At 32.5% G+C, this 23,076-nt stretch carries 16 protein-coding genes and 3 pseudogenes; 14 read left to right on the forward strand and 5 right to left on the reverse strand.

Going from position 1 to position 23,076, the window contains the following annotated elements:
• Window positions 1–101 precede the first annotated feature (101 nt).
• The gene (locus P7F85_RS01950; RefSeq protein WP_002466931.1) at window positions 102–1,460 is read left to right on the forward strand and encodes a gluconate:H+ symporter; all 1,359 of its coding nucleotides are present in this window, start codon (window positions 102–104) and stop codon (window positions 1,458–1,460) included.
• Window positions 1,461–1,930: 470 nt separating this feature from the next.
• Window positions 1,931–2,797 (forward strand): UTP--glucose-1-phosphate uridylyltransferase GalU, encoded by an 867-nt coding sequence (gene galU, locus P7F85_RS01955; protein WP_015364703.1) that lies wholly within the window; start codon window positions 1,931–1,933, stop codon window positions 2,795–2,797.
• A gap of 47 nt (window positions 2,798–2,844) precedes the next feature.
• Here galU and P7F85_RS01960 read toward each other — a convergent pair whose 3' ends face one another.
• The 4 genes from P7F85_RS01960 to P7F85_RS01975 form a co-directional block, all read right to left on the reverse strand.
• A complete protein-coding gene (locus tag P7F85_RS01960) occupies window positions 2,845–3,297 on the reverse strand; it encodes a DUF5776 domain-containing protein (RefSeq protein WP_002467081.1) in 453 nt (150 codons plus the stop codon).
• A gap of 308 nt (window positions 3,298–3,605) precedes the next feature.
• Window positions 3,606–5,009, reverse strand: a complete 1,404-nt coding sequence (locus P7F85_RS01965) for a glycosyltransferase family 2 protein (RefSeq protein ID WP_002467080.1) — start codon at window positions 5,007–5,009, stop codon at window positions 3,606–3,608.
• A 394-nt stretch (window positions 5,010–5,403) separates the two neighbouring features.
• Complete coding sequence (locus tag P7F85_RS01970; protein WP_019236076.1) at window positions 5,404–7,140, reverse strand: glycosyltransferase; 1,737 nt, start codon at window positions 7,138–7,140, stop codon at window positions 5,404–5,406.
• 140 nt (window positions 7,141–7,280) lie between these two features.
• Window positions 7,281–8,924, reverse strand: coding sequence for a phospho-sugar mutase (locus P7F85_RS01975; RefSeq protein ID WP_002467096.1), 1,644 nt, complete (start codon window positions 8,922–8,924; stop codon window positions 7,281–7,283).
• A 339-nt stretch (window positions 8,925–9,263) separates the two neighbouring features.
• Between P7F85_RS01975 and P7F85_RS01980 the strand changes: the two genes are divergently transcribed.
• The 10 genes and pseudogenes from P7F85_RS01980 (at window position 9,264) to P7F85_RS02025 (ending at window position 20,424) form a co-directional block, all read left to right on the forward strand.
• Window positions 9,264–9,656 (forward strand): (deoxy)nucleoside triphosphate pyrophosphohydrolase, encoded by a 393-nt coding sequence (locus P7F85_RS01980; RefSeq protein WP_002467079.1) that lies wholly within the window; start codon window positions 9,264–9,266, stop codon window positions 9,654–9,656.
• A gap of 2 nt (window positions 9,657–9,658) precedes the next feature.
• Entirely contained in the window at window positions 9,659–12,523 is a 2,865-nt protein-coding gene (locus P7F85_RS01985; RefSeq protein ID WP_002467099.1) for a DUF3427 domain-containing protein, read from the forward strand.
• A 246-nt stretch (window positions 12,524–12,769) separates the two neighbouring features.
• Window positions 12,770–14,122, forward strand: coding sequence for a dihydrolipoyl dehydrogenase (gene lpdA, locus P7F85_RS01990; protein WP_002467093.1), 1,353 nt, complete (start codon window positions 12,770–12,772; stop codon window positions 14,120–14,122).
• Between the two features lie 66 nt (window positions 14,123–14,188).
• Window positions 14,189–15,142: a thiamine pyrophosphate-dependent dehydrogenase E1 component subunit alpha gene (locus P7F85_RS01995; RefSeq protein WP_002467083.1), complete on the forward strand. Its 954-nt coding sequence runs from the start codon at window positions 14,189–14,191 to the stop codon at window positions 15,140–15,142.
• Window positions 15,143–15,160: 18 nt separating this feature from the next.
• Entirely contained in the window at window positions 15,161–16,201 is a 1,041-nt protein-coding gene (locus P7F85_RS02000; RefSeq protein WP_002467071.1) for an alpha-ketoacid dehydrogenase subunit beta, read from the forward strand.
• 57 nt (window positions 16,202–16,258) lie between these two features.
• A pseudogene (locus tag P7F85_RS02005) lies at window positions 16,259–16,387 on the forward strand (biotin/lipoyl-containing protein); the annotation flags it as partial.
• Window positions 16,388–16,603: 216 nt separating this feature from the next.
• A pseudogene (locus P7F85_RS02010) lies at window positions 16,604–17,494 on the forward strand (dihydrolipoamide acetyltransferase family protein); the annotation flags it as partial.
• Window positions 17,495–17,701: 207 nt separating this feature from the next.
• Window positions 17,702–18,637 (forward strand): annotated as a pseudogene (locus P7F85_RS02015) (alpha/beta hydrolase family protein).
• Between the two features lie 221 nt (window positions 18,638–18,858).
• Entirely contained in the window at window positions 18,859–19,995 is a 1,137-nt protein-coding gene (locus P7F85_RS02020; protein WP_002467089.1) for an FAD-dependent oxidoreductase, read from the forward strand.
• A gap of 237 nt (window positions 19,996–20,232) precedes the next feature.
• A complete protein-coding gene (locus P7F85_RS02025; protein WP_002450408.1) occupies window positions 20,233–20,424 on the forward strand; it encodes a hypothetical protein in 192 nt (63 codons plus the stop codon).
• A gap of 138 nt (window positions 20,425–20,562) precedes the next feature.
• Here the strand turns inward: P7F85_RS02025 and P7F85_RS02030 are convergent, their stop codons facing one another.
• Entirely contained in the window at window positions 20,563–20,850 is a 288-nt protein-coding gene (locus P7F85_RS02030; RefSeq protein WP_002467066.1) for a DUF1413 domain-containing protein, read from the reverse strand.
• A gap of 190 nt (window positions 20,851–21,040) precedes the next feature.
• Here P7F85_RS02030 and P7F85_RS02035 point away from each other — a divergent pair, with 190 nt between their 5' ends.
• Window positions 21,041–21,736, forward strand: coding sequence for an SDR family oxidoreductase (locus tag P7F85_RS02035; RefSeq protein ID WP_002467073.1), 696 nt, complete (start codon window positions 21,041–21,043; stop codon window positions 21,734–21,736).
• Window positions 21,737–21,819: 83 nt separating this feature from the next.
• A complete protein-coding gene (locus P7F85_RS02040) occupies window positions 21,820–23,052 on the forward strand; it encodes an acetylornithine deacetylase (RefSeq protein ID WP_002467097.1) in 1,233 nt (410 codons plus the stop codon).
• Window positions 23,053–23,076 lie beyond the last annotated feature (24 nt).

The raw sequence follows: 23,076 nt of genomic DNA on the forward strand, positions 1-23,076 counted from the left end.
TGTAGTATTGCATAGTTAAGTCACAACGTCACTTTGCCACTTTCGAATTCGAGCAACTTTGTAAATGAGAACAGACATATTATAGGAAGAAGGGGAATGCCATGTTTGCAGAAATTTGGCCATTAATTAGCGTTGTTTTAGGAATTGTGATCTTATTAAGTTTAATTATCTTTTTAAAACTGAATACATTTATCTCTTTAATCATTACATCAATTGTTACTGCTTTGTTATTAGGTATGCCACTGGATAAAATTATGGAAACTGTAGAAAAAGGTATGGGTGGTACATTAGGCCATATTGCACTTATCTTTGGACTAGGCGCCATATTAGGGAAGTTACTTTCTGATGGAGGTGGCGCAACACGTATTGCCGATACATTAATCGCCAAATTTGGCCAAAAACATGTACAGTGGGCGATGCTCGTTGCTGCATTTATCGTCGGTATCGCTTTATTCTTTGAAGTGGGATTAGTGTTATTAATTCCATTAGTATTCACAGTAGCCAAACGTGCGAATGTATCTACACTTAAACTTGGATTACCAATGGTTACAGCATTATCAGTGACACATGGTTTCTTACCGCCACATCCAGGACCAGTTGTTATAGCTAAAGAATTAAAAGCGAATATTGGTCATGTACTCCTTTACGGTATTATTATTTCAATTCCTGTTACTTTAATCGCAGGTCCATTATTTAATAAAATCGCACAAAAAATCATTCCATCTGCATATGGTAGAGAGGGAGATATTTCAGCATTAGGTGCTCAAAAGGAATTTACTGAGGAAGAAATGCCAGGATTTGGAATTAGTATTTTAACAGCGATATTACCAGTCATCTTAATGCTTGTTTCAACATTAGTACAACTTATCACAGGACATGATTCTCCTAAAAATGCATTCGAATCAATTATTTATTTAATTGGGAATGCTGGTACAGCCATGTTAATTGCAGTTATCTTCGCTATATTTACAATGGGTGTATTAAGACATAGAAAAATGGAAAATATCATGGAATCAGTTACTCAAGCAATTTATCCAATAGGCATGATGTTATTAATCATTGGTGGTGGCGGTACATTCAAGCAAGTACTTATTGATGGTGGCGTAGGTGATACGATCGCCAAAATGTTCGAAGGTACACACATGTCACCAATTCTACTTGCATGGATTGTTGCTGCAGTACTAAGAATTGCACTAGGTTCTGCAACTGTGGCCGCCATATCTACGACAGGTATTGTGATGCCATTATTACAAGCTTCAGATGCCAATGTCGCACTTGTTGTGCTAGCAATTGGTGCAGGAAGTGTGATTTTATCTCATGTGAACGATGCAGGATTCTGGATGTTCAAAGAATATTTCGGACTAACAGTTAAAGAAACATTTTTAACATGGTCATTACTCGAAACAATCATTTCAGTTTCAGGCATCATCTTTATCTTATTTATTAGTTTATTTGTATAACATTGGGGATGTAACTACCGGCTGGAAACAGTCGGTAGTTTTCTTTACACATTATTGTGTATATACCACTAGTAATGACTATTACATGTATTGTTATGTTGTTTATCAAGCACATTCGAGCGAAAAAATAAACCCGTCTTACTGTGAATAAGACGAGTTTAAAAGCTGTTTGTGTAAAACATATGAATTGAGTTAACGCTCAAAATATGTTGCTTAGTTTTTCCAACTAGTGACTAGTCGAATGGTTGCTAGGTGTATTTTTATGCTTCAATTATACTAAGCCATCGATTTGATTGCAATAAACAGATAATGAAATAAAACCAATGATAAGTTTTAGACAATTAAAATTAAATATTAAAATAGATGATTATTCATAATATGGCTAAAACTAGGCACAATGTTTATTTAATGATAAGATAAGGTAAATATAATTAAGCTTCATACTTTAATTTAAAGGAGTAGTAGAGACTTTGAAACAAATAAAAAAAGCAATTATTCCAGCAGCTGGTTTGGGGACAAGATTTTTACCAGCAACGAAAGCAATGCCAAAAGAAATGTTACCTATCTTAGATAAACCAACAATTCAATATATTGTTGAAGAAGCATCAAGAGCAGGGATCGAAGATATCATTATCGTTACAGGTAAACATAAACGTGCGATTGAAGATCATTTCGATAACCAAAAAGAATTAGAAATGGTATTACAAGAAAAAGGGAAAAATGACCTATTAGAAAAGGTTCAATACTCAACAGATTTAGCTAACATCTTCTATGTTCGTCAAAAAGAGCAAAAAGGTTTAGGCCATGCCATTCATACAGCACGTCAATTCATTGGAAATGAACCATTCGCTGTATTATTAGGTGATGACATTGTGGAATCAGACACACCAGCAATTAAACAATTGATGGATGTTTACGATGAAACAGGTAAATCCGTAATTGGTGTTCAAGAAGTAGCTGAAGAAGACACACATCGTTACGGTATTATCGATCCATTAGAAAAATCGGGTTTACGTTATGAAGTTAAGAAATTCGTAGAAAAACCAAAACAAGGTACAGCACCATCTAATTTAGCGATTATGGGACGTTATGTACTAACACCTGAAATCTTTGATTATCTTGAAACACAAGAAGAAGGTGCAGGTAACGAAATTCAATTAACAGATGCAATTGAACGTATGAACGCCGAAAGCCAAGTATACGCATACGATTTCGAAGGTGATCGTTATGATGTCGGTGAAAAACTAGGCTTCGTTAAAACAACGATTGAATACGCATTAAAAGACGAAGATATGAAAGATGACTTAAAAGCATTTATTAAGCAATTAGACTTATAAAATCAAAAAGCACTAACCATAGCAATCTTATGGTTGGTGCTTTTGCTTTATTTTACTACTTTAACGAAACTCTGATTAGCAGTGACGTAAAGTCCATCCGATGTTTTTAATCTAGGTGTTAACTTACTCGTAAATTCAATATCTATAATATCTAATTTTGTACCTAATTCTAATGATTTAATAGGATCTTTTTTAAATCCGACATCCTCATATAACTTACACTTTTTAACAATTTCAATCGCTTTAGGTGCATGAGTAATATAGCCTTGGATACTATCAAGATTAATAGGTGCAACGAAATCTTCATTAGCGGTAATATAGTAACCCTCTTTAGCTACCAATCTAGGCGTTCCTTTGTCACTCTTTTCCATACTACTTACTTCTATGCATTGTCCTTTATTGATGACAGCTATGTCTTTAGTGAAATTGGCATCTTCATACTTTTTAATCTTTTTTAATACGACAATATGTTGAGGTGTTTCTGTAAGATATTGTTTCATGTTTGTCTAGTCATCTCCGTTTTTAATAAGAATAAAAATCTCATGAAAATATAAGTGTGGTAGTAAGTTATTCTATATAAGTGAAACGCTTTCAAAATAACTTAACATCATTATACGTTAAGACAGACATAAAGTCATTATGTTTAAAGTGAATGTTGTTTTGAAATGACTGTAACTGACTCGGTTGCTTGCCTACATAATTACTGAATTTAGAGATTTAAGCATAGAAAAACACTTTCCCAAGGATCATCATAATTGAGCCATAAGAAAGTGTTTTAAATATATATCGATAAAGTTATGAGGTTTGTTTAACTTTTATATCCAAGGTTACCATTAACCGTTTCATAAAGATTAAATTGGTCATTCGTTTTAACTACAGTAGAATTTAAGTCTGCATCTAATACAGTAATTGCTAATTTTCCTTTTGGAAGGTGACTAGTATCAAACTTAACAGAGTATTCACCTGGTTTTAAATTGTTCTTTTTAATCTTTAAAATTTGATACTGTTCAGGATTTTTTCTGCTTTTAAGTTCCATAAATTCTATATGAGAATTTTTAGAATATAGTTTTAATGTAATACTATTATTTTTTCGAATAATATTTTGTAAAGTCACGTGCATATGCTTTAGGAAAAGTTCATTGTTGTATGAATAATACGCTTTATTTCTTTTGAACTGTAATTGTTCATCGTCTTTATCTGAGTACCATTTAATAAAGGCAATGATTTCCGCTTTGTCACCTTTTTTAATTAATTCTATTGCTTTTTTGTTTAGTTCGTCATCTACATACTTGTTTACGTCAAAATCTTTTTCGATTGTATTGATAGCATCTTGTAATAGTGGTAACATAACGTCTATTTCTCTAATGAATGTTTTCTTATAAAATTTACCATTTAATATATCTTTGTTGATAAGACGGATAAGTAAATTTCTAAATACTTTTAAATTTTTATATTTCTTAGATAGATATTTATATGCGTCCATCTGAAGTTTCATTCTATTTGGCATCGTAGATTCTTTAGATTTTACTAAAGATACATTATCTTGATATCTATTTGTGAAATAAACAACATCTTCTGTAGTGCTAATTTTGTCTACATGGAAAAAGACTTCAGCAAAGAATTGTAAATCTTCAGCGAAAATCATTTCAGGGAAGCGAATATTATTATTTTTAATGATACTTGCTTTAACCATTCTGCCATGAGGAGCTAAATGATAAAATGATTTACTATTTTGATTCAAATCTAATTTTGAATGTGCGATTTTAGATAAAGCGACACCAGCACGAGCTACTTTATCATTAAATACATAATTTGTTAGACCGGTAGCGTAATCTGTTTTGTTCTTTTTCAAAAGATTATATAAGGTTTCAACAGCATTTTCAGGTAACCAATCATCACCATCAATAAACATCAGATATTTCCCTCTGCTTAGATCAATAGATAGGTTACGAGGCTGAGCAGGTGTCCCTGAATTTTGATCTAATTGGACTAATTTATAGTTGTAGAAATTAGTTAAATTTGAAGCAACGACTTCTAAAGTATCATCAGTAGAACAATCATCTACAACAATGACTTCTAGCTTTTTTAAATCGAACGTTTGATTTAAAATGCTATCTAATGTTTTTTTAATAAATTTCCCTTTATTATACGTGCTTATTAAAATACTAACTTTGACATTGTTAGACTTTTTGTTTTCTGTAATTATTTTCATTATTATCCCCTTAATTTGTAAAATGATAGCAATCTAAAATTAAACAATAGATATCTATAATTATAAGTATTTTAATTGCCAACATTATTTACCATTTTTATTTTTAAAATCATTTATTTATATTACACAATCAAATAGTAACACATTTCATTTGGGTATAGTAGTATATATAATAAATAGAAAAGTCACTTTATTAGCTTTTTGTAAAACAAAATATACTTCAACTATAGATGATTGGTGAACATTAAATGTCTATATGTAATTACATTTTAAATATTCCTGAATTACCATTGTTTAAACCCGAAAACTTCAAATATATTTCACAAAAAAAGTGCATCCTTTAAAGAAAGATTATCTTCTGGGATGCACTTCATTTCTGTACGTTCATTTTTATTTAACGTTTTAATAATCTGTTTTTTATATTGGAAAATTTATTGTTACTTTTACTATTCTCATTTACCTTGTCAGCAGTAGTTTGTTTAGACTGTTCATTAATAAATGATTCAAGGTTAACAGGTGTAACGATATCAGTATTTGCTGAGATATAATAGCCATCTCTAGTGATTAATCTTGGTGTCTTATTTACTGTTTCTTCAATTGAAACTATTTCTACTATATTTCCTTTAGCCACAGATTTCACTTGATTAGTAAAGTTAACGTCATGGTATAAATTAGCTTTTTTAATTGTAACGATATAAGAAGGTGGAGTAGTTAAATAACTTGGTTTTTTAGGCGCCTTTTTAGCTTTATTGATTGATTCAAGGTCTAATTTAGCACTTTTATTTTTGAATTTACTATTTTTATTATCAATAGGGTGTGAAGCATAAACAGTTGAGTGTTCAAAGTCATTAAATTTAATCACAATATTAAAATCATAATTATCTAGATGTAAATCATCTGTTTTTAAATAAATTTGATTATCGTGAATTTCATATTTTAATGTCTTACGAGTGCTTTCATCATTGATTTTTACTAATTCTACTCCTTCAATAGTAGTGTTTGGCTTTTTATATACATGAAGTACTTCATAAAATGTTTCATTCATATAATGCGTACCATCATGAACTGCTACACATTTCGAAGTTAATGTTGGTAAGTAATTAAATTTATCCGGGTAGTTGAAATGCACAACATTGTTTTTAATGTATTTATGAGCATGTGCATTATAAAGCATAAATTTGATATATTCTTCAAAATGTTCTTTACTATGCTGATACGCATGGAAAGCATTTGTATATCTTTCATTTTCTAAAAAGTCTTCTATGTCATATCCATGTTCTTTAATGATATTTTGAACTTCTTCGAACATATTGTAGTAAACATCTTTGTTATTTGATTTGAGAAATGATTTTTTAATAAACACTCTAGAAATAAAATCCATTTCAACAATTCGACTAATGATTTGCTTCTTAGCATATTCAGGTAAATCCATTTTAATTAAATCTTTAAGTACTTCAATATTAAAATTGGCTTTTTCAATATCATCTGTTTCTTTTACTAAAGAAATATTATCTGAATATCTATTTACATGATATACGTGCTCATCTGTCATAGAAGCACTTTTTGATTTACTTATTAATTCTGCATAGAATAATTTATCTTCAGCGAATTTTAAATTTCTAAATTTAATGTTATGGTCAATAGTTGTGGAACGCTTGAATATCTTGCCCCATGGTCCCATACCTCTAAAGATTTTGTAGATTTCATATGGGACTAGACCATTCGCTTTTTTATATGAAGCAAAGTTGGCTACCTTGACAATATCCTTGTTTCTGTTTTTAAAAGCTTGTCCAAATCCAATATCAGAGCCATGTTCTTCCATTTGATTAATTAGATTTGGATAGCCATTAGGTTCTAACCAATCATCTGCATCAACAATTGTAATATATTTACCCTTAGATTCTTGTATACCTAAATTTCTGGGATCGGCAGGACCACCAGAATTTTCTTCTAGCTGAATGCAACGAATAAAATCATATTCATCTGCATATTTTTTTAAAATATTATAAGAATTATCAGTCGACACATCGTCTACAAATATGGCTTCTAACTGTGATTTATCCATATTTAAATCAATAATAGATTGAATACACTTATCTAAAAATTTTTCTTTATTATAAACTGATACCACAATTGAAATTAATTTATTAATGGTAAGACCTCCCAAATTAATGCATTGATTAAAATATTACCCAATTATAAAGCATTATAAATATTGTGTACATTAATTTGGGTTTAATAAATAATAATATACTTTTGATATTTAAAGCATTATTTTAAATTAAATATTTCTTCATTAATTTGTTGTGCTACATCATCGAAATGATCAATCGTTAATGAGACATATAATTTAATTTTAGGTTCAGTACCAGATGGTCTTAGGGCAATAAAACCTTCTTTGAAATATATTTTAAGAACGTTTGCTTTTGGAAGCGTGATTGGTGTTGTTTCATTAGTTTGGAAATCAACTTTTTCACCAGTTTCATAATCTTCAATAGCAACAACATCTAATCCATTGATTGTACGTGGTGGGTTGTTTCTATAAGATTTCATAATGTCATCAATAATGGCTTTACCTTTAGCGCCTTCAAATGTATGTGAGAATAATTGGTCATTATGACGTCCAACTTGTTGATAAATGTCTTCTAAATCATCTTTTAACATTCTGCCTTCATTTTTAAGTTCAGATGCATATTTGATGATAAGTGGAACGATTTGAATGGCATCTTTATCTCTAACGAAAGGTCCTGCTAAGAAACCATAACTTTCTTCATAGCCTAATAAATAATTTTGGTCTTCAGGCATATTTCTGATTGCTTCAGCAATATATTTAAACCCAGTTAAAACTTCTTTGTATGCGACACCATGATGGCGTGCCACAGATTTAGCTAATTCACTACTTACAATGGATTGAATCATCAATCTATTATTTAAATGTGAAGTTGCTTTGATTTGATAATTTAATAAAAGAGCGCCGATTTGGTTACCATTATAATAATAGATATTGCCTTCTTGATCGCGTTCAGCTATACCTAGTCGGTCTGCATCAGGGTCCGTACTGATTAATAAATCTGCATTGACTTGATTTGCAAGCGCGATAGATTGATCAAATGCTTTGTGATCTTCTGGGTTAGCACTAGCGACAGAACTGAAATTAGGATCTGGTTTACATTGTGCTTCGACTAAATTAAATTGATTGAAGTTTAATTGAGATAATATTTCAGGGACTACAGGTACACTTGTGCCATGTAAACTTGTGAATACCACTTGTAAATCAGATTGTGGTATGTCACCAACTAATGATTGAATTTCCTTAAAATAAGATGCTCTTACTTCATCTGGTACAGATAAAATCAATGATTGTTGTTCATTCGATAATTGAGGTAATTCAATCGTAAGTGGATCACCTAAAGCATTGATGTAATCACTTAATACATTAGAAGGCTCTGTAGATAGTTGTGCACCATCTTCACCATAAACTTTGATACCATTATAGTCTTTAGGATTGTGACTTGCAGTAATCATGACACCAGCATGTGCTTCTAAAAATCTTACAGCATATGATAAGTCAGGTGTTGTACGATACGTATCTGATAAATAAACTTTGATATCGTGACTTGCTAAAATCGTCGCAATGATTTGAGCAAACTCAGGTGATAAATGTCTTGTATCATAGTGAATCACTGCTACAGGTGAGTCATGTTTTGATTTTAAAAATTGCGCTAAACCAAGAGCAACTTTAGAAACTGTGAATCGATTTAAACGTCCTTCACCAAGACCTAATTTACCTCTGATACCTGCTGTACCAAAAGCAAGCGTTGTTTCAAATCCTTCTTGTTGTTCCTCTGAAGATTGTTGATTATAAAAGTCTTTAACTAAACTGTCGTCTATGACATTAATCCAATTATCTTTCATAAATATAAATTCCCCTTTAAAAAATAATGATGCGACATATAAAATTGAATGCTTAATTTAAAATTAAATATACCATGTAACGTGTATAAACATTGTAATGTACGCATGTAAGTTAACTTTATTATATAGTACATTTATTGCAAGTTACATTAAAAAGTTAAGAAAAAATGATAGATTGGTAATAATTGAAAAATAACAAACAGAAACCTAGATAAGACAATCTGTCCAGTTTTTTATGATTAAATATAGTATTGATCTTAAATTTTCATTAGATAAATTACTATATTCAATTTATTTGATAGAATGAATATATATAAACAAATTTAAAAGGTGATAGTTATGAAAAAAGTAATAAATGTAGTTGGCGCAGTAATATATTCAGATAACAAAATTTTATGTGCACAAAGAAGTGAAAATATGAGTCTCCCGTTATTATGGGAATTTCCTGGTGGGAAGATTGAAAAAGGGGAAACAGAAGAAGAAGCGTTAATTAGAGAAATTAAAGAAGAAATGAAGTGTGATATCTCAGTCAAAGAAAAATTGACAACTACAGAACATGAATATGATTTTGGTATTGTTAATTTAACAACTTTTAAATGTCATTTAAATCAACAATTACCTACTTTAACAGAACATAAGGAGATAAAGTGGTTACTAATTAATCAACTTGATTCAATAGAATGGGCTCCAGCTGATGTTCCAGCAGTTAAATTATTAATAGAAGGGGAATAGCTATGAATAGGCTAATCGAAGATTTTACACAATCGCTATATAAAGGTTTTATCGATAAAGATGTATCGCATCAGGGTAACTTTACGCCTAAGCTATTAATTAATAATAAAAAAGAAAATGTTTTATCAACAATAGTACAAGAATTAAAAAAGTGCTCATCTTTTAGTATATCAGTGGCTTTTATTACTGAAAGTGGTTTAGCTAGTTTAAAATCTTATTTATATGATTTAAACCAAAAAGGAATAAAAGGAAAAATACTTACTTCAAATTATTTGGGATTTAATAGTCCTAAAATGTATTATGAGCTACTTAAATTAGAAAATGTTGAGGTAAGATTAACAGATGTAGAAGGATTTCACGCCAAAGGTTATATTTTTGATCATGACAATTATTCTTCGATGATCATTGGTAGCTCAAATTTAACTTCCAATGCATTGAAAATTAACTATGAGCACAATATTCTTTTATCAACGCATAGAAATGGTGAATTAGTTCATAATGTGAAATCACAATTTAATGATCTGTGGGACGAAAGTATACCACTGACACCAAGTTGGGTTGAAGAATATCAAGAAACGTTTGAGTATAAGTCAATAAAGAAAGTATTAGAAATACAAAAGGAACAATTGATATCTACAGAAAATTATAAAAATGCTATAGATATTCAGCCTAATAAAATGCAGAAAGAAGCATTAAAATGTTTAGAGGCTCTTAGAAAAGAAGGGAAAGAAAAAAGCTTAATTATTTCGGCTACAGGAACTGGTAAAACAATATTATGTGCCTTAGATGTTAGGGCATTCAATCCAAATAGGTTCTTGTTTATAGTACATAATGAAGGTATTTTAAATAGAGCTAAAGAAGAGTTTAGAAAAGTAATGCCTCATATTGATGAAAAAGAATTTGGACTATTAACTGGGAAACATAAAGATATCAAAGCGAGATATTTATTTGCTACTATTCAAACATTATCTAATAATGAAAATTATAAAGAATTTGCAAAGGATCATTTTGATTATATTGTTTTTGATGAAGCACATAGATCGGCTGCAGCCAGTTATCAGAAAGTATTTAAATACTTCACACCTAAGTTTATGTTAGGTATGACAGCAACTCCAGAAAGAACAGATGATTTAAATATATATGAATTATTTGATTATAATGTGGCTTTTGAAATTAGATTACAAGAGGCTTTAGAAAGTGAAATTTTATGCCCATTCCATTATTTTGGGGTCACGGATTATTCACTTAACGGAGAAATAAATGAGGATGTTACTGATTTAAAGAACTTAACATCTGATGAAAGATTAAATAACATTTTAGAAAAAACAGATTACTATGGTTATTCTGGAGAAGAATTAAAGGGTCTGATTTTTGTTAGTCGGAGAGATGAAGCATATGAGTTAGCAGAAAAACTAACTAACTACGGCATCCCTTCTGTTGGTTTGACTGGTAAAGATAATATCAATGTACGAAGTACTACAATTGATCGCTTGAAAAATGGGGGAATCAACTATATTATTACTGTCGACTTATTTAATGAAGGTATCGATATACCGGAAGTGAATCAAGTTGTAATGCTACGACCTACAGAATCAAGCATCATTTTTATTCAACAATTAGGTAGAGGATTAAGAAAAAGTTCTAATAAGGATTATGTTACAGTAATTGATTTTATAGGAAACTATAAAACAAATTACTTAATACCGGTTGCTTTATCAGGTGATCAATCTCAAAATAAGGATAATTATAAAAGATTCTTAACAACTAATAGCGAACTGAATGGTGTTTCTACAATTAACTTTGAAGAAATAGCTAAAAAAAGAATTTATGATTCTTTAGATGCTGTTAAACTTAATCAACCAAAATTATTAAGAGAAGCATATGAAACGGTTAAGAAAAGAATAGGTAAGCAACCTATGTTAATGGATTTCATTAGACAAAATTCAGTGGACCCAAGTGTTATTTTTTCTAAATACAAAAATTATCATGAATTTTTAACTAAAAATAAATATATTGAAGATACATTAAGTATTAATGAATTTAAGAATTTAACATTTTTATCTAGACAGTTAACACCAGGATTAAAAAAGGTGGATATTGATGTATTAGAAACTTTAGTCGAAGGCGAAACTTCAATTGATAATTTAATTGAAAGTATGAGATATCAAAATGATGATATAACTGAAAAAGATGTGATGACATCATTAAAAGTCTTAGATTTTACATTATTTAAAGCAACAATTGGAGATACTTATGGAAGTCCCCTTATAGCTATTAATGATAAAAACGTAGAGCTAACAAATGATTTTTCTAGTGCCTTAAAGAAACCATTATTTAAGAAATACTTTTTAGATTTGATCGATCTATCTAAATACAATAATATGCGATATCAAGATAGTGGAAATAAAATGATTATTTACAACAAATATTCTAGAGAAGATTTCGTGAAATTGTTAAATTGGGATAGTGATGAGTCAGGTACAATTAATGGATATAAAATGAAACATCAGACATTACCTATATTTATAACTTATGACAAACATGAAGATATAAGTGATAATACAAAATATGAAGATGAATTTTTGAGTCAGGATGAATTGAAATGGTATACGCGCTCTCCAAGAAAGATTACCTCTCCTGAAGTACAAAATATACTGAAACATGCGGAAGATAATGTAACGATGTATATTTTTGTTAAGAAAAAAGATGATGATGGCAAGTATTTCTATTATTTAGGTACAGCAAATTATATTGAAGGTACGGAAGAAGAAGATATAATGCCTAATGGTAATTCCGTGGTAACAATGAAAATTTCTATGCATCAAGCAGTTAAAGACGATATTTATAGATATATAACTGAAAATTAATAGTTTTATCATTCCAAGTAAGGTGAACGAATTGTTCATCTTACTTTTTTATTTTCCTAAATAATATTTATTTTATTATTCTCATTTGCTCAAATATCCTTTTAGTTGTAATATGTAATTAAAGGAATAAGAAAACGCTTACACAATCTATAATATTTTCTTTGCTTTTTATTTTCTTGTTTCTTTTGGGTTTTCTTTTCATTATTAAATGGCTTTTATGAATATGATATGGAAGGGGGATGTGATATGGCAAGTAACTATGATCTTGTAGTGATTGGTGCGGGACCTGGTGGTTATGTGGCTGCAATTAGAGCGGCACAACTTGGTAAATCAGTCGCAATCGTTGAAAAGCAACATGTTGGGGGAACGTGTTTGAATGTGGGTTGTATTCCTTCTAAAACGTTACTTGAGTTTGGGTCTCAAGTACATCAAATCCATGCTGCTAATGATTTAGGTATCACAACGGATCATTTGAATATTGATTATTCATGTTTATTTGAACATAAGAACAATATCGTTCATACATTAACCGGTGGCGTAACACAATTGCTTAAGAAGAATAACGTTGAACTGATTCAAGGAGAAGCTGTGGTTAAAGATGGACTAACAATTGAAGTGAATCAACAATCACTGAAGGCGAAAGACATCATATTAGCAACAGGCAGTCAACCATTTGTTCCGCCTATTAAAGGTATCGAAGATGTAAATTATCTAACGACAGATACCTTCTTTAATCTACAGTCATTACCGAAACGTTTAGCCGTTATTGGTGGTGGTGTGATTGCTACTGAATTAGCATCATCCATGGCTGATTTAGGCGTAGACGTGACGATCATTGAAGTAGCTGATGATATCTTATTGACTGAAATTGAAGAAGTACGTGAATATTTGAAAGCACATCTAGAAGAACAAGGTGCTCATATCATTACACAAGCGCAAATTAAACAAGTAACATCTTCTGCTATTCAACTTGAAACCGGTGACGCAGTTGAATTCGATCAATTATTAATTGCGACAGGTAGAAAGCCAAATACACAAGTCGTAAACGCACTTAATATCGATATGGATGGTTCGTTCATTCAAGTGAATGCGTTTAATCAGACAAGTAACGACCATATCTATGCTATTGGAGACTTAGTCAAAGGTTACCAATTGGCGCATACTGCAAGTGCACAGGGCGTGGTAGTAGCCGAAAAGTTAGCTGGTTTAAATCCAAAACCTGTTAATCCGAATGAAATTACAAGATGTATTTATACAAGAATTGAAGCGGCATCCGTTGGGCTTTCAGAACAACAGGCGAAAGACGCAGGATATGATGTAGCAGTTACTGAATCAAGTTTTCAAGGTAATGCGAAAGCAATGATTAAAGGCGAGCCTCAAGGATTTATTAAAATAGTGTCAGACATGCAATACAATGAAATCTTGGGCGCATTTATAGTGGGACCGCATGCGACAGATCTCATTGGTGAGGTTTTAGGTGTCAAAGCTTCAGAAGGTACAATGAATGAACTATCTCAAATTATCCAACCTCATCCATCTTTATTAGAAGCAATAGGTGAAGGTGCAGATGCATTATTTAAAAAAGCTATACACATGTAATTTACATTTAAATTTCTGAATTTTGTGACAAAAATGTGATGTTTTGAATCGGTTAAAGGGGAGGAAATGACTATGGAAAAGGAACAAGCACGTTGGATTTATAAAACAATGAATGAAATTCGATACTTTGAAGAAAAAGTGCATAAAATTTTTAGTGATGGTCAAATTCCAGGATTCGTTCACTTGTATGTGGGTGAAGAAGCAGTTGCTACGGGTGTCATGTCATTGTTAGAAGATGATGATTATATTACAAGTACACACCGTGGACATGGTCATGCAATTGCTAAAGGTTGTGATTTAAACGGCATGATGGCTGAAATTATGGGTAAGAAAGATGGACTTGGCCATGGTAAAGGTGGCTCTATGCACGTAGCCGAAATCGACAAAGGTATGTTAGGTGCCAATGGAATTGTAAGTGGTGGCTTTGGCCTTGCGACGGGTGCAGGTATATCCATTAGAAATCAGAAAAAAGAAAATGTTGCCGTATGTTTCTTTGGTGATGGTGCAGCTAATGAAGGTAATTTCCATGAAGGATTAAACTTTGCATCTATTTTAAATTTACCAGTGATATTTGTTTGTGAAAATAACCAATTCGCTGAAGGTACAACACATGATTATGCTAGTGCGTCTGAAACCATTGCAGAACGTGCTAAAGCGTATAACATGCCTGGTGTTAGAGTGGACGGCATGGATGTGATTGAAGTGAGAAATGCTGCTAAAGAAGCGGTTGAACGAGCTAAAAATGGAGAAGGACCAACACTGATCGAATGTGATACGTATCGAAAATATGGTCACTTTGAAGGTGATGAACAAAAGGTTAAATCACCTAATGATCGTAATGCAGATAAAAATGCTACAGAAGAGTTTAGAAAAGTAGCAATCAACGAAGGTTGGTTAACGGAAGAGGAAGCAACGAAAATTGAACAAGCTGCAGAACAAGCAGTTGAAGATTCAGTTGTATACGCAGAACAAAGTGAGTTACCAGATGTCGAATCACTATATAAAGATGTATTTGCATAAGCAAAGGGGGATATCATTATGAGTGAAAATCGTAAGTTAACATTTATGGGAGCAATCAACGAAGCAATCGATCAATCAATGGAAAAGGATGACAATGTCATTTTAATTGGTACAGATGTATCTGGTGGTGCCAATGTGGAACATATCAAAGATGATGATACATTTGGTGGTGTATTTGGTGTAACCAAAGGTTTGGCTAAAAAGTATAGTCGTGATCGTGTTATTGACACACCGATAGCAGAACATATTACCTTAAGTACAGCAGTTGGTGCGGCAGCTACTGGTTTACGACCAATCGCAGAGTTAATGTTCAATGACTTTATTGGATTTGGTCTGGATCCTATTTTGAACCAAGGGGCAAAAATGCGCTATATGTTTGGTGGGAAAGCTAAAATTCCATTAGTTGTTAGAACTGTACATGGTGCAGGCGCAGGTGCAGCGGCACAACATTCACAATCACTATATAATATGTTTGCTGCAATTCCAGGTGTTAAGGTCGTTGTGCCATCTAATCCATACGACGCTAAAGGATTATTAAATGCTGCCATTGAGGATGACAATTTAGTCGTATTCTCTGAAGATAAAACACTATTAGGTCAAAAAGGCGAGGTGCCAGAAGAACATTATAAGGTAGAAATTGGTAAAGCCAATGTTGTTCGAGAAGGTAGCGATTTATCCATTGTAGCTATAGGTAAAATGGTAGCTGTCGCTTTAGAAACGGCAGACCAATTGGCTGAAAGCAATGTATCTGTTGAAGTGATTGATTTACGCTCAGTATCACCTTGGGATAAAGATACAGTATTAGATTCAGTTAAGAAAACAGGGCGACTTATCGTCATCGATGAATCTAACCCACAATGTAATGTAGCTGGTGATGTGGCATCAGTGATTGGTGATATTGGATTTGATTATTTAGATGGTCCAATTAAAAAGGTCACTGCACCAGACACACCAGTACCATTTGCAGCTAACTTAGAGGAAGCTTATATACCAAATACAGATAAAGTTTTAGATGTCGCATCAGAATTAATCGATGATTTGAAACAAGCTAAATCATAAGTATGGGGGGTGTGAAGCATGAGTGAAAATATTATAATGCCGAAATTAGGAATGACAATGAAAGAAGGAACTGTTGAAGAATGGTTTAAATCAGAAGGTGATACAGTCAATGAAGGAGACAGTATTGTCACAATTAGTTCTGAAAAGTTAACACAAGACGTAGAAGCACCAGCATCAGGTACATTATTAAAAATCAATGTACAAGCAGGAGAAGAAGCAAAAGTTAAAGCAGTGCTTGGTGTTATTGGAGAAGAAGGCGAATCAACGCAGCAACAATCTGAAGAAAATAATTCTAAAGATGAAACTAATGATGAAGCAAAAGAAAGTGATGCAGATAACGGAAATGCAAATCAAGAAGTCAAAGTTCAGCAGCCTAGTCAAGAAGACGCATCTCAAGAACAACGTCTATTTATTTCTCCATTAGCACGTAAAATGGCTGACAAAGAAGACCTAGATATTACACGTATTAATGGTACAGGTGGTAATCAACGTATAACTAAATTAGATATCCAACGTGTACTTGAAAATGGTTATGATCAAGCAGATCATAAGTCTAGCGAATCGCAACAAGATACATCTGAAACTGCAAACTTAGCAGCAGGAAATGTCGGTGAAGGCTTAAGTCCAATGCGTAAAAATATTGCTCAAAATATGAGACAAAGTCTTCAAAATACTGCTCAGTTGACGTTACATCGTAAAGTAGATGCTGATCACCTATTAGAATTTAAAGATAAATTAAAAGGTGAGCTACAAAACGCAGGGCAAGATGTTAAATTAACTGTCACAACATTACTTGCTAAAGCAGTGGTCTTAGCCCTTAAAGATTATGGCGCTATTAATGCACGTTATGAAAATGGCACATTAACGGAATATGATGACGTCCACTTAGGTATAGCAACATCACTTGAAGATGGATTAATGGTACCCGTTATCACACAAGCAGATACTAAAAGTGTTGGTGCACTTGCCAATGAAATTAAACAGTCTTCTGAAGCGGTGCGTGAAGGTAGAACAAATGATATACAATTACAAGGCGCTACGTTTACGATTACGAATATGGGGGCAAGTGAAATTGAATACTTCACACCAATATTAAATGTTGGTGAAACAGGTATTTTAGGTATAGGCGCATTAGCACAAGAAGTTGTTATGGATAACGGCAATGTTAAACAAGTGTCTCGAATTCCACTAAGTTTAACATTCGACCATCAAATATTAGACGGTGCAGGCGCAGCAGAATTCCTAAAAGTATTAGCTAAATATATCGAAAATCCATATTTACTCATTTTATAAAATTAGAAAACTTGATATTAAAATAAGGAAATGTCTTGATGTTATCTATTATAGAAACCTCAAGACATTTCTTTTTGTACTTTAAAATATATAAGAAGGTAAAATTTTTGCATTTAGGTAAATATGAATTTAAACTCCAATTATAAGTATATTTTTTATACTTATTGCAAAATAATGAAAATCAAGATAAATCGAGAGGTATTTAAAATGAATGAATTTAAATTTGACATAAATAATGAAGTGTCAATGATGACGATTAAGCCAATTTCTATTCCTACCCCATCTAATCGTGGAGAGGAATTACAGGTTAAGGTGAGTATGCCATCTGAAGGTAAGCATTTACCTATTATTTTATTTGCGCATGGATTTGGTTCATCTATGCATGCATATGAACCACTTACTGATTTTTGGGCATCACATGGATTTGTCGTAATTCAAGGGACACATTTAGATTCTAGAACAATAGGTTTAGCTCAGGATGATTCTAGACAACCAGATATTTGGCGTCATAGAGTCGAAGATTTAAAATCAATTTTAGACCATCTATCATATATTGAAGCGCAAGTTCCAGGTTTAAGTGGAAGGTTAGATAAGAATAGAATAGCTACAATTGGTCATTCATTCGGTGGACAAACGGCTGGAAACTTACTAGGTTTACAAGTCATGTACCCTGATACTAAAGAGACGACGGACTTATCAGATGATAGAGTAAAATGAGGGATTTTATTAGCGACAGCTGGAGAAGGTGGCGACAATTTAACTCAATTTGCAAAAGACCATATGCCGTTTTTAAATCCAACATTTCAATATATGACGAAACCAGCACTTGTTGTGGTCGGTGATAAAGATCAATCGCCATTAACTCATTTAGGACCTGAATGGATGGAAGATCCTTATTACCTAAGTCCAGGGAAGAAAAGTTTATTAAAATTATATGATGCAGAACATTCACTTGGTGGTATTGCTGGATATGAGGCAAAGGAAACTACTGACGAAAACCCACAAAGAATTGATTTACTACAACATACGACATGGGCATATTTGAGACATATCCTTGATATCGAACATGATAGTTGGGAAACAGCTCAAAATATAATTAAAAATGATACAAATATAGCCGATGTTTTTTCAAAAGAAGAGTAAAGATACTTTCAGAGCAAGGAGGATTAAGCTATCTATTGAGCTTAGTTCTCCTTTTTAATATTAAATATAAAAATTTGTATTTAATACTTGCACTTTACAAATAAAAGGAATAGAATGACAACATCCAATAAATAGTTAGATATCTAACTAAATAAACAAACAAAGATAAGCAATCAACGAGCAATATTAAATATAGTCAAAAATGCTAAGGAGTGTTGAATATGAAAGAGTTAAAACGTATTGGAATTATGGGTGGCGGACCTGGAGGATTAATGCTTGGTCTATTATTACAACAACAAGGGCACGAAGTTGCTATTTATGAAAAAGCAGATCCTAATGTAAACAAAGATCGTGGTGGTTCACTTGATATTCATGATGATAGTGGTCAACTTGCTTTGAAGGAAGCGAATATTTATCAAGCATTTAAAGATTTAGCACGTTATGAAGGTGAAGACACACGCGTCGTATCCAAAGATGGTACTATCTTATTTGAAGAAGATGCTGAAGGTGAAGGCTCACGTCCTGAAATCGATCGTGGAGAACTTTGTGATATTATCATGAATCAATTGGCACCTTCTACGGTACAATATGGCTATACATTTAGTCATTTAAATCAACTTGATAATGGTCAAGTAGAAGTAACGTTTAAAGAAGGACAATCACAAACATTTGACTTAGTTATAGGTGCAGATGGTGCCTTTTCTAAAGTTCGAAACCATATTACAGATGTAGATGTAGAATATAATGATATATCAATGGTTGAATTAAATATTAATAATGTTAAAGAAGACCATCCAGATTTAGCTCAATTCAATAAAAATGGAAAAATGATGGCATTTGGTGATCATAAGGCAATATTAGGACAATTGAATGGTGACGGACGTATTAAAGCTTATGTATCATATTTAATGGATGTGAATCAATTGGATCAATATAAAGCGATGTCTTCTGATGAAATTAAACAACAATTATTACAACAAGACTTTGCAGATTGGTCACCAGAATTAAAACATTATATCGAATATGCTAGTGATGATATGCTATTACGACGCATTTATAAATTGCCAATAGGATTTACTTGGGAAAGTATTGGTAACGTCACACTGATTGGTGATGCAGCCCATTTAATGAGTCCATTTGCAGGTGAAGGTGTCAATATGGCTTTATATGATGCCTATTTATTAGCCAATGCAATCAAAGAATCTCAAGATTTAGATACTGCAGTTGCACAATATGAACAAGAGATGTATGCTGTTTCCAAAGAAAGTGCTCAAGAATCTCAAGATAATTTAGAAGTGATGTTTAGTAAAGACGCTGCAGAACAAATGACAGCTTTTTTCACTTCAGTTATGGAATAGACTTTAAATAATGAGGATTGAATAAAAAATAAAGAGATAGTAGTTAGTAAAAAATAGAAATGAATCATTCAAATCACGATTGATCTTGCAACGGTAGAGGTTATATGAAAGTTGACATTATTTTTACAATCTTTAAAAAGTGATATTTTTGTGAAAACAATCACAAACACCTTTTATTTTCTGAAAAATGGTGTAGTATATGAATTGTAAGGAATAAGACATGTTGGAGTGATAAAAGTGAGAAAAGTAATTGAAGAGCTTGTTTTCTCTGATGTAAGTAGCTATGAAATCTATGTCAATACCGGTGTGAACCAAGGTATTATTGGCGACATTAAAGATGGCTATTTAACTATCGATTCAATCCCCTATATCGATGCTGAAAGACTATACTACTATGGCTTAGAACGAAAAACATTAGTGACAAACTAATTCATTTTGACTCCTAATCGTAAATTAACACCTTGCCTTCATTGGTGAGCAATTGAAGGCATCATTATTATACCCCCCGTATAATTCTGGAAATGTTTATAAAGACCGTATCTCAAATGAGGTACGGTCTTTTTTGAATTATTTTGAATGTTGTTGGTCTTCTACGACTTTAAAGTTCTTTTTGATACCGTTATAGGCATAGATAAGATTGAACATTTTGTTTTTTGCTTTATCTGCACTAGCGAATGGCATTCTGACATCACTCATTTGATTAATGTCACGTTGGAATTGCTTTTCTGCAGATTTTTGATCAGCGATAGACATATCTAACCATTCTTCTTTACTAAATAAGTCTTCGAAACGAAATTCAAATGCTGTGCGGTGATTGTGTTCTCTTAATTTTAATATACGATCATGAAAAGTCATTATTTGCCCCCTATAATTCCAAAACATGTATGATAGTTACATATTAACTTTATAACTTATAAATGATTTTTACAATCATGATTTTCAAATGTTTGAAACATGCTAAGTAATGATAAGAATTCACAAACGTTTAACTTAGTAGTGTCATTGGTAATTATAAAATAATGATAAATAAAAAGGAGTTTTGAAGATGAATCAATTAAAAGATAAAGTTGCAGTCGTTACAGGTGCAGGAAGCGGTATTGGTGAAGCAATCGCAACTGCTCTAGGAAATCAAGGTGTTAAAGTTGTTTTAGCTGGAAGAAATACAGATAAACTCAATGCAGTTGCTACAAAATTTGATAGCAATCAAGTTAAAGTGGTAGCTACAGATGTAACTAATCAACGTGAAGTAGAATCATTAATTGATACTGCTAAAACAAGCTTTGGTGGATTAGACATCGTTGTAAATAGCGCAGGTCAAATGAAATCCTCTAAAATCACAGATTATAAAGTAGAAGATTGGGATTCAATGATTGATGTGAATATTAAAGGTACGTTATATACAGTACAAGCGGCATTACCAACATTATTAGAACAATCAAGTGGTCATATTATCAATATCGCATCTATTTCAGGATTTGAAGTAACGAAAGGTAGTGCGATATACAGTGCTACGAAAGCGGCAGTGCATACAATCACTCAAGGATTAGAAAAAGAATTAGCTAAAACAGGTGTCAAAGTCACTAGCATTTCACCAGGTATGGTTGAAACACCATTAACAGAGCATTACGACTTTAATGGTCGTAAAAAGTTAGAAGCGCAAAATATTGCTGATGCTGCCATTTATGCATTAACACAACCTAGTCATGTGAATGTTAACGAAGTAACTGTACGACCTGTATAATATTTAATTCAAATCCTAACCATGATAGACTTAAATTGTAAACGTTTTTATAAAATCATTTTACATGAAGGACGGGATGTAAATTGAATCAACGTCAATTTGAGTTATTAGAATGGTTAGTCAGTTATCATACGGAAAGTCCACCAGGTCGGAACACAGATCCATTACAAGATGATATCGTACAATTGTTAAAACAACTTGACTTTACCATACAACGTGAAGCAATGTATGAGCATGATAGTGTGGTCATTGGCACGCTTAAAGGCACAGATGCCCAAGCACCTAAATTAATTTTAAACGGTCATATCGATGTTGCCTCTGTAGAAGATGATCAATACTGGACGTATCCACCATTCCAACTTACGGAGCACCAAGATTGGTTATATGGTAGAGGTGTCAGTGATATGAAAGGTGGCATGTCATCTTTATTTTATGTTTTAGAACGATTACATCAAGAAGGACATCGACCTAAAGGTGACATTATTGTTCAGTCAGTGGTTGGTGAAGAAGTAGGTGAAGCAGGTACTAAACGTGCGTGTGAAGTAGGACCTAAAGGTGATCTAGCGCTTGTATTAGATACTAGTGAGAATCAAGTGCTAGGACAGGGTGGTGTCATTACAGGTTGGATTACAGTTAAAAGTAAAAATACAATACATGATGGTGCCCGTCATCAAACGATTCACGCAGGTGGTGGATTATTTGGTGCGAGTGCCATTGAAAAAATGACTAAAATCATCCAAGCATTGAATGAACTCGAACGACATTGGGCTGTAATGAAGCATTATCCAGATATGCCAGCAGGGGCCAATACCATTAACCCTGCTGTGATTGAAGGTGGCAGACACCCAGCATTTATTGCTGATGAATGTCGATTATGGATTACAGTACATTATTTACCAAATGAGTCATACGAAGATGTAGTAACTGAGATCGAAGATTATTTAAATCGTGTGGCGCAAGCTGATGTGTGGCTAAAGGACAATCCACTTGAGTTTGAGTGGGGCGGTACATCTATGATTGAAGATAAGGGAGAAATATTCCCTAGCTTTACCGTCCCAGTAGATCACCCTGGTTTTCATCAATTACAACAAGCACACCAAACAGTACATCAAGCACCATTAAGACATGGTATGAGTACGACAGTGACTGATGGTGGTTGGATTGCACATTTTGATATTCCAACCATCTTATATGGACCGGGCAGTCTAGAAGAAGCGCATAGCGTTAATGAAAAAATACAAAATGAAGAACTTAAAAAATATAGTGAAGTACTATATCAATTTTTAAAACATTGGTATGAATATCCTGAAAAATAAGTAAAAGGGCTGGAACGACGACGT

The organism is Staphylococcus sp. aM (assembly GCF_052975125.1).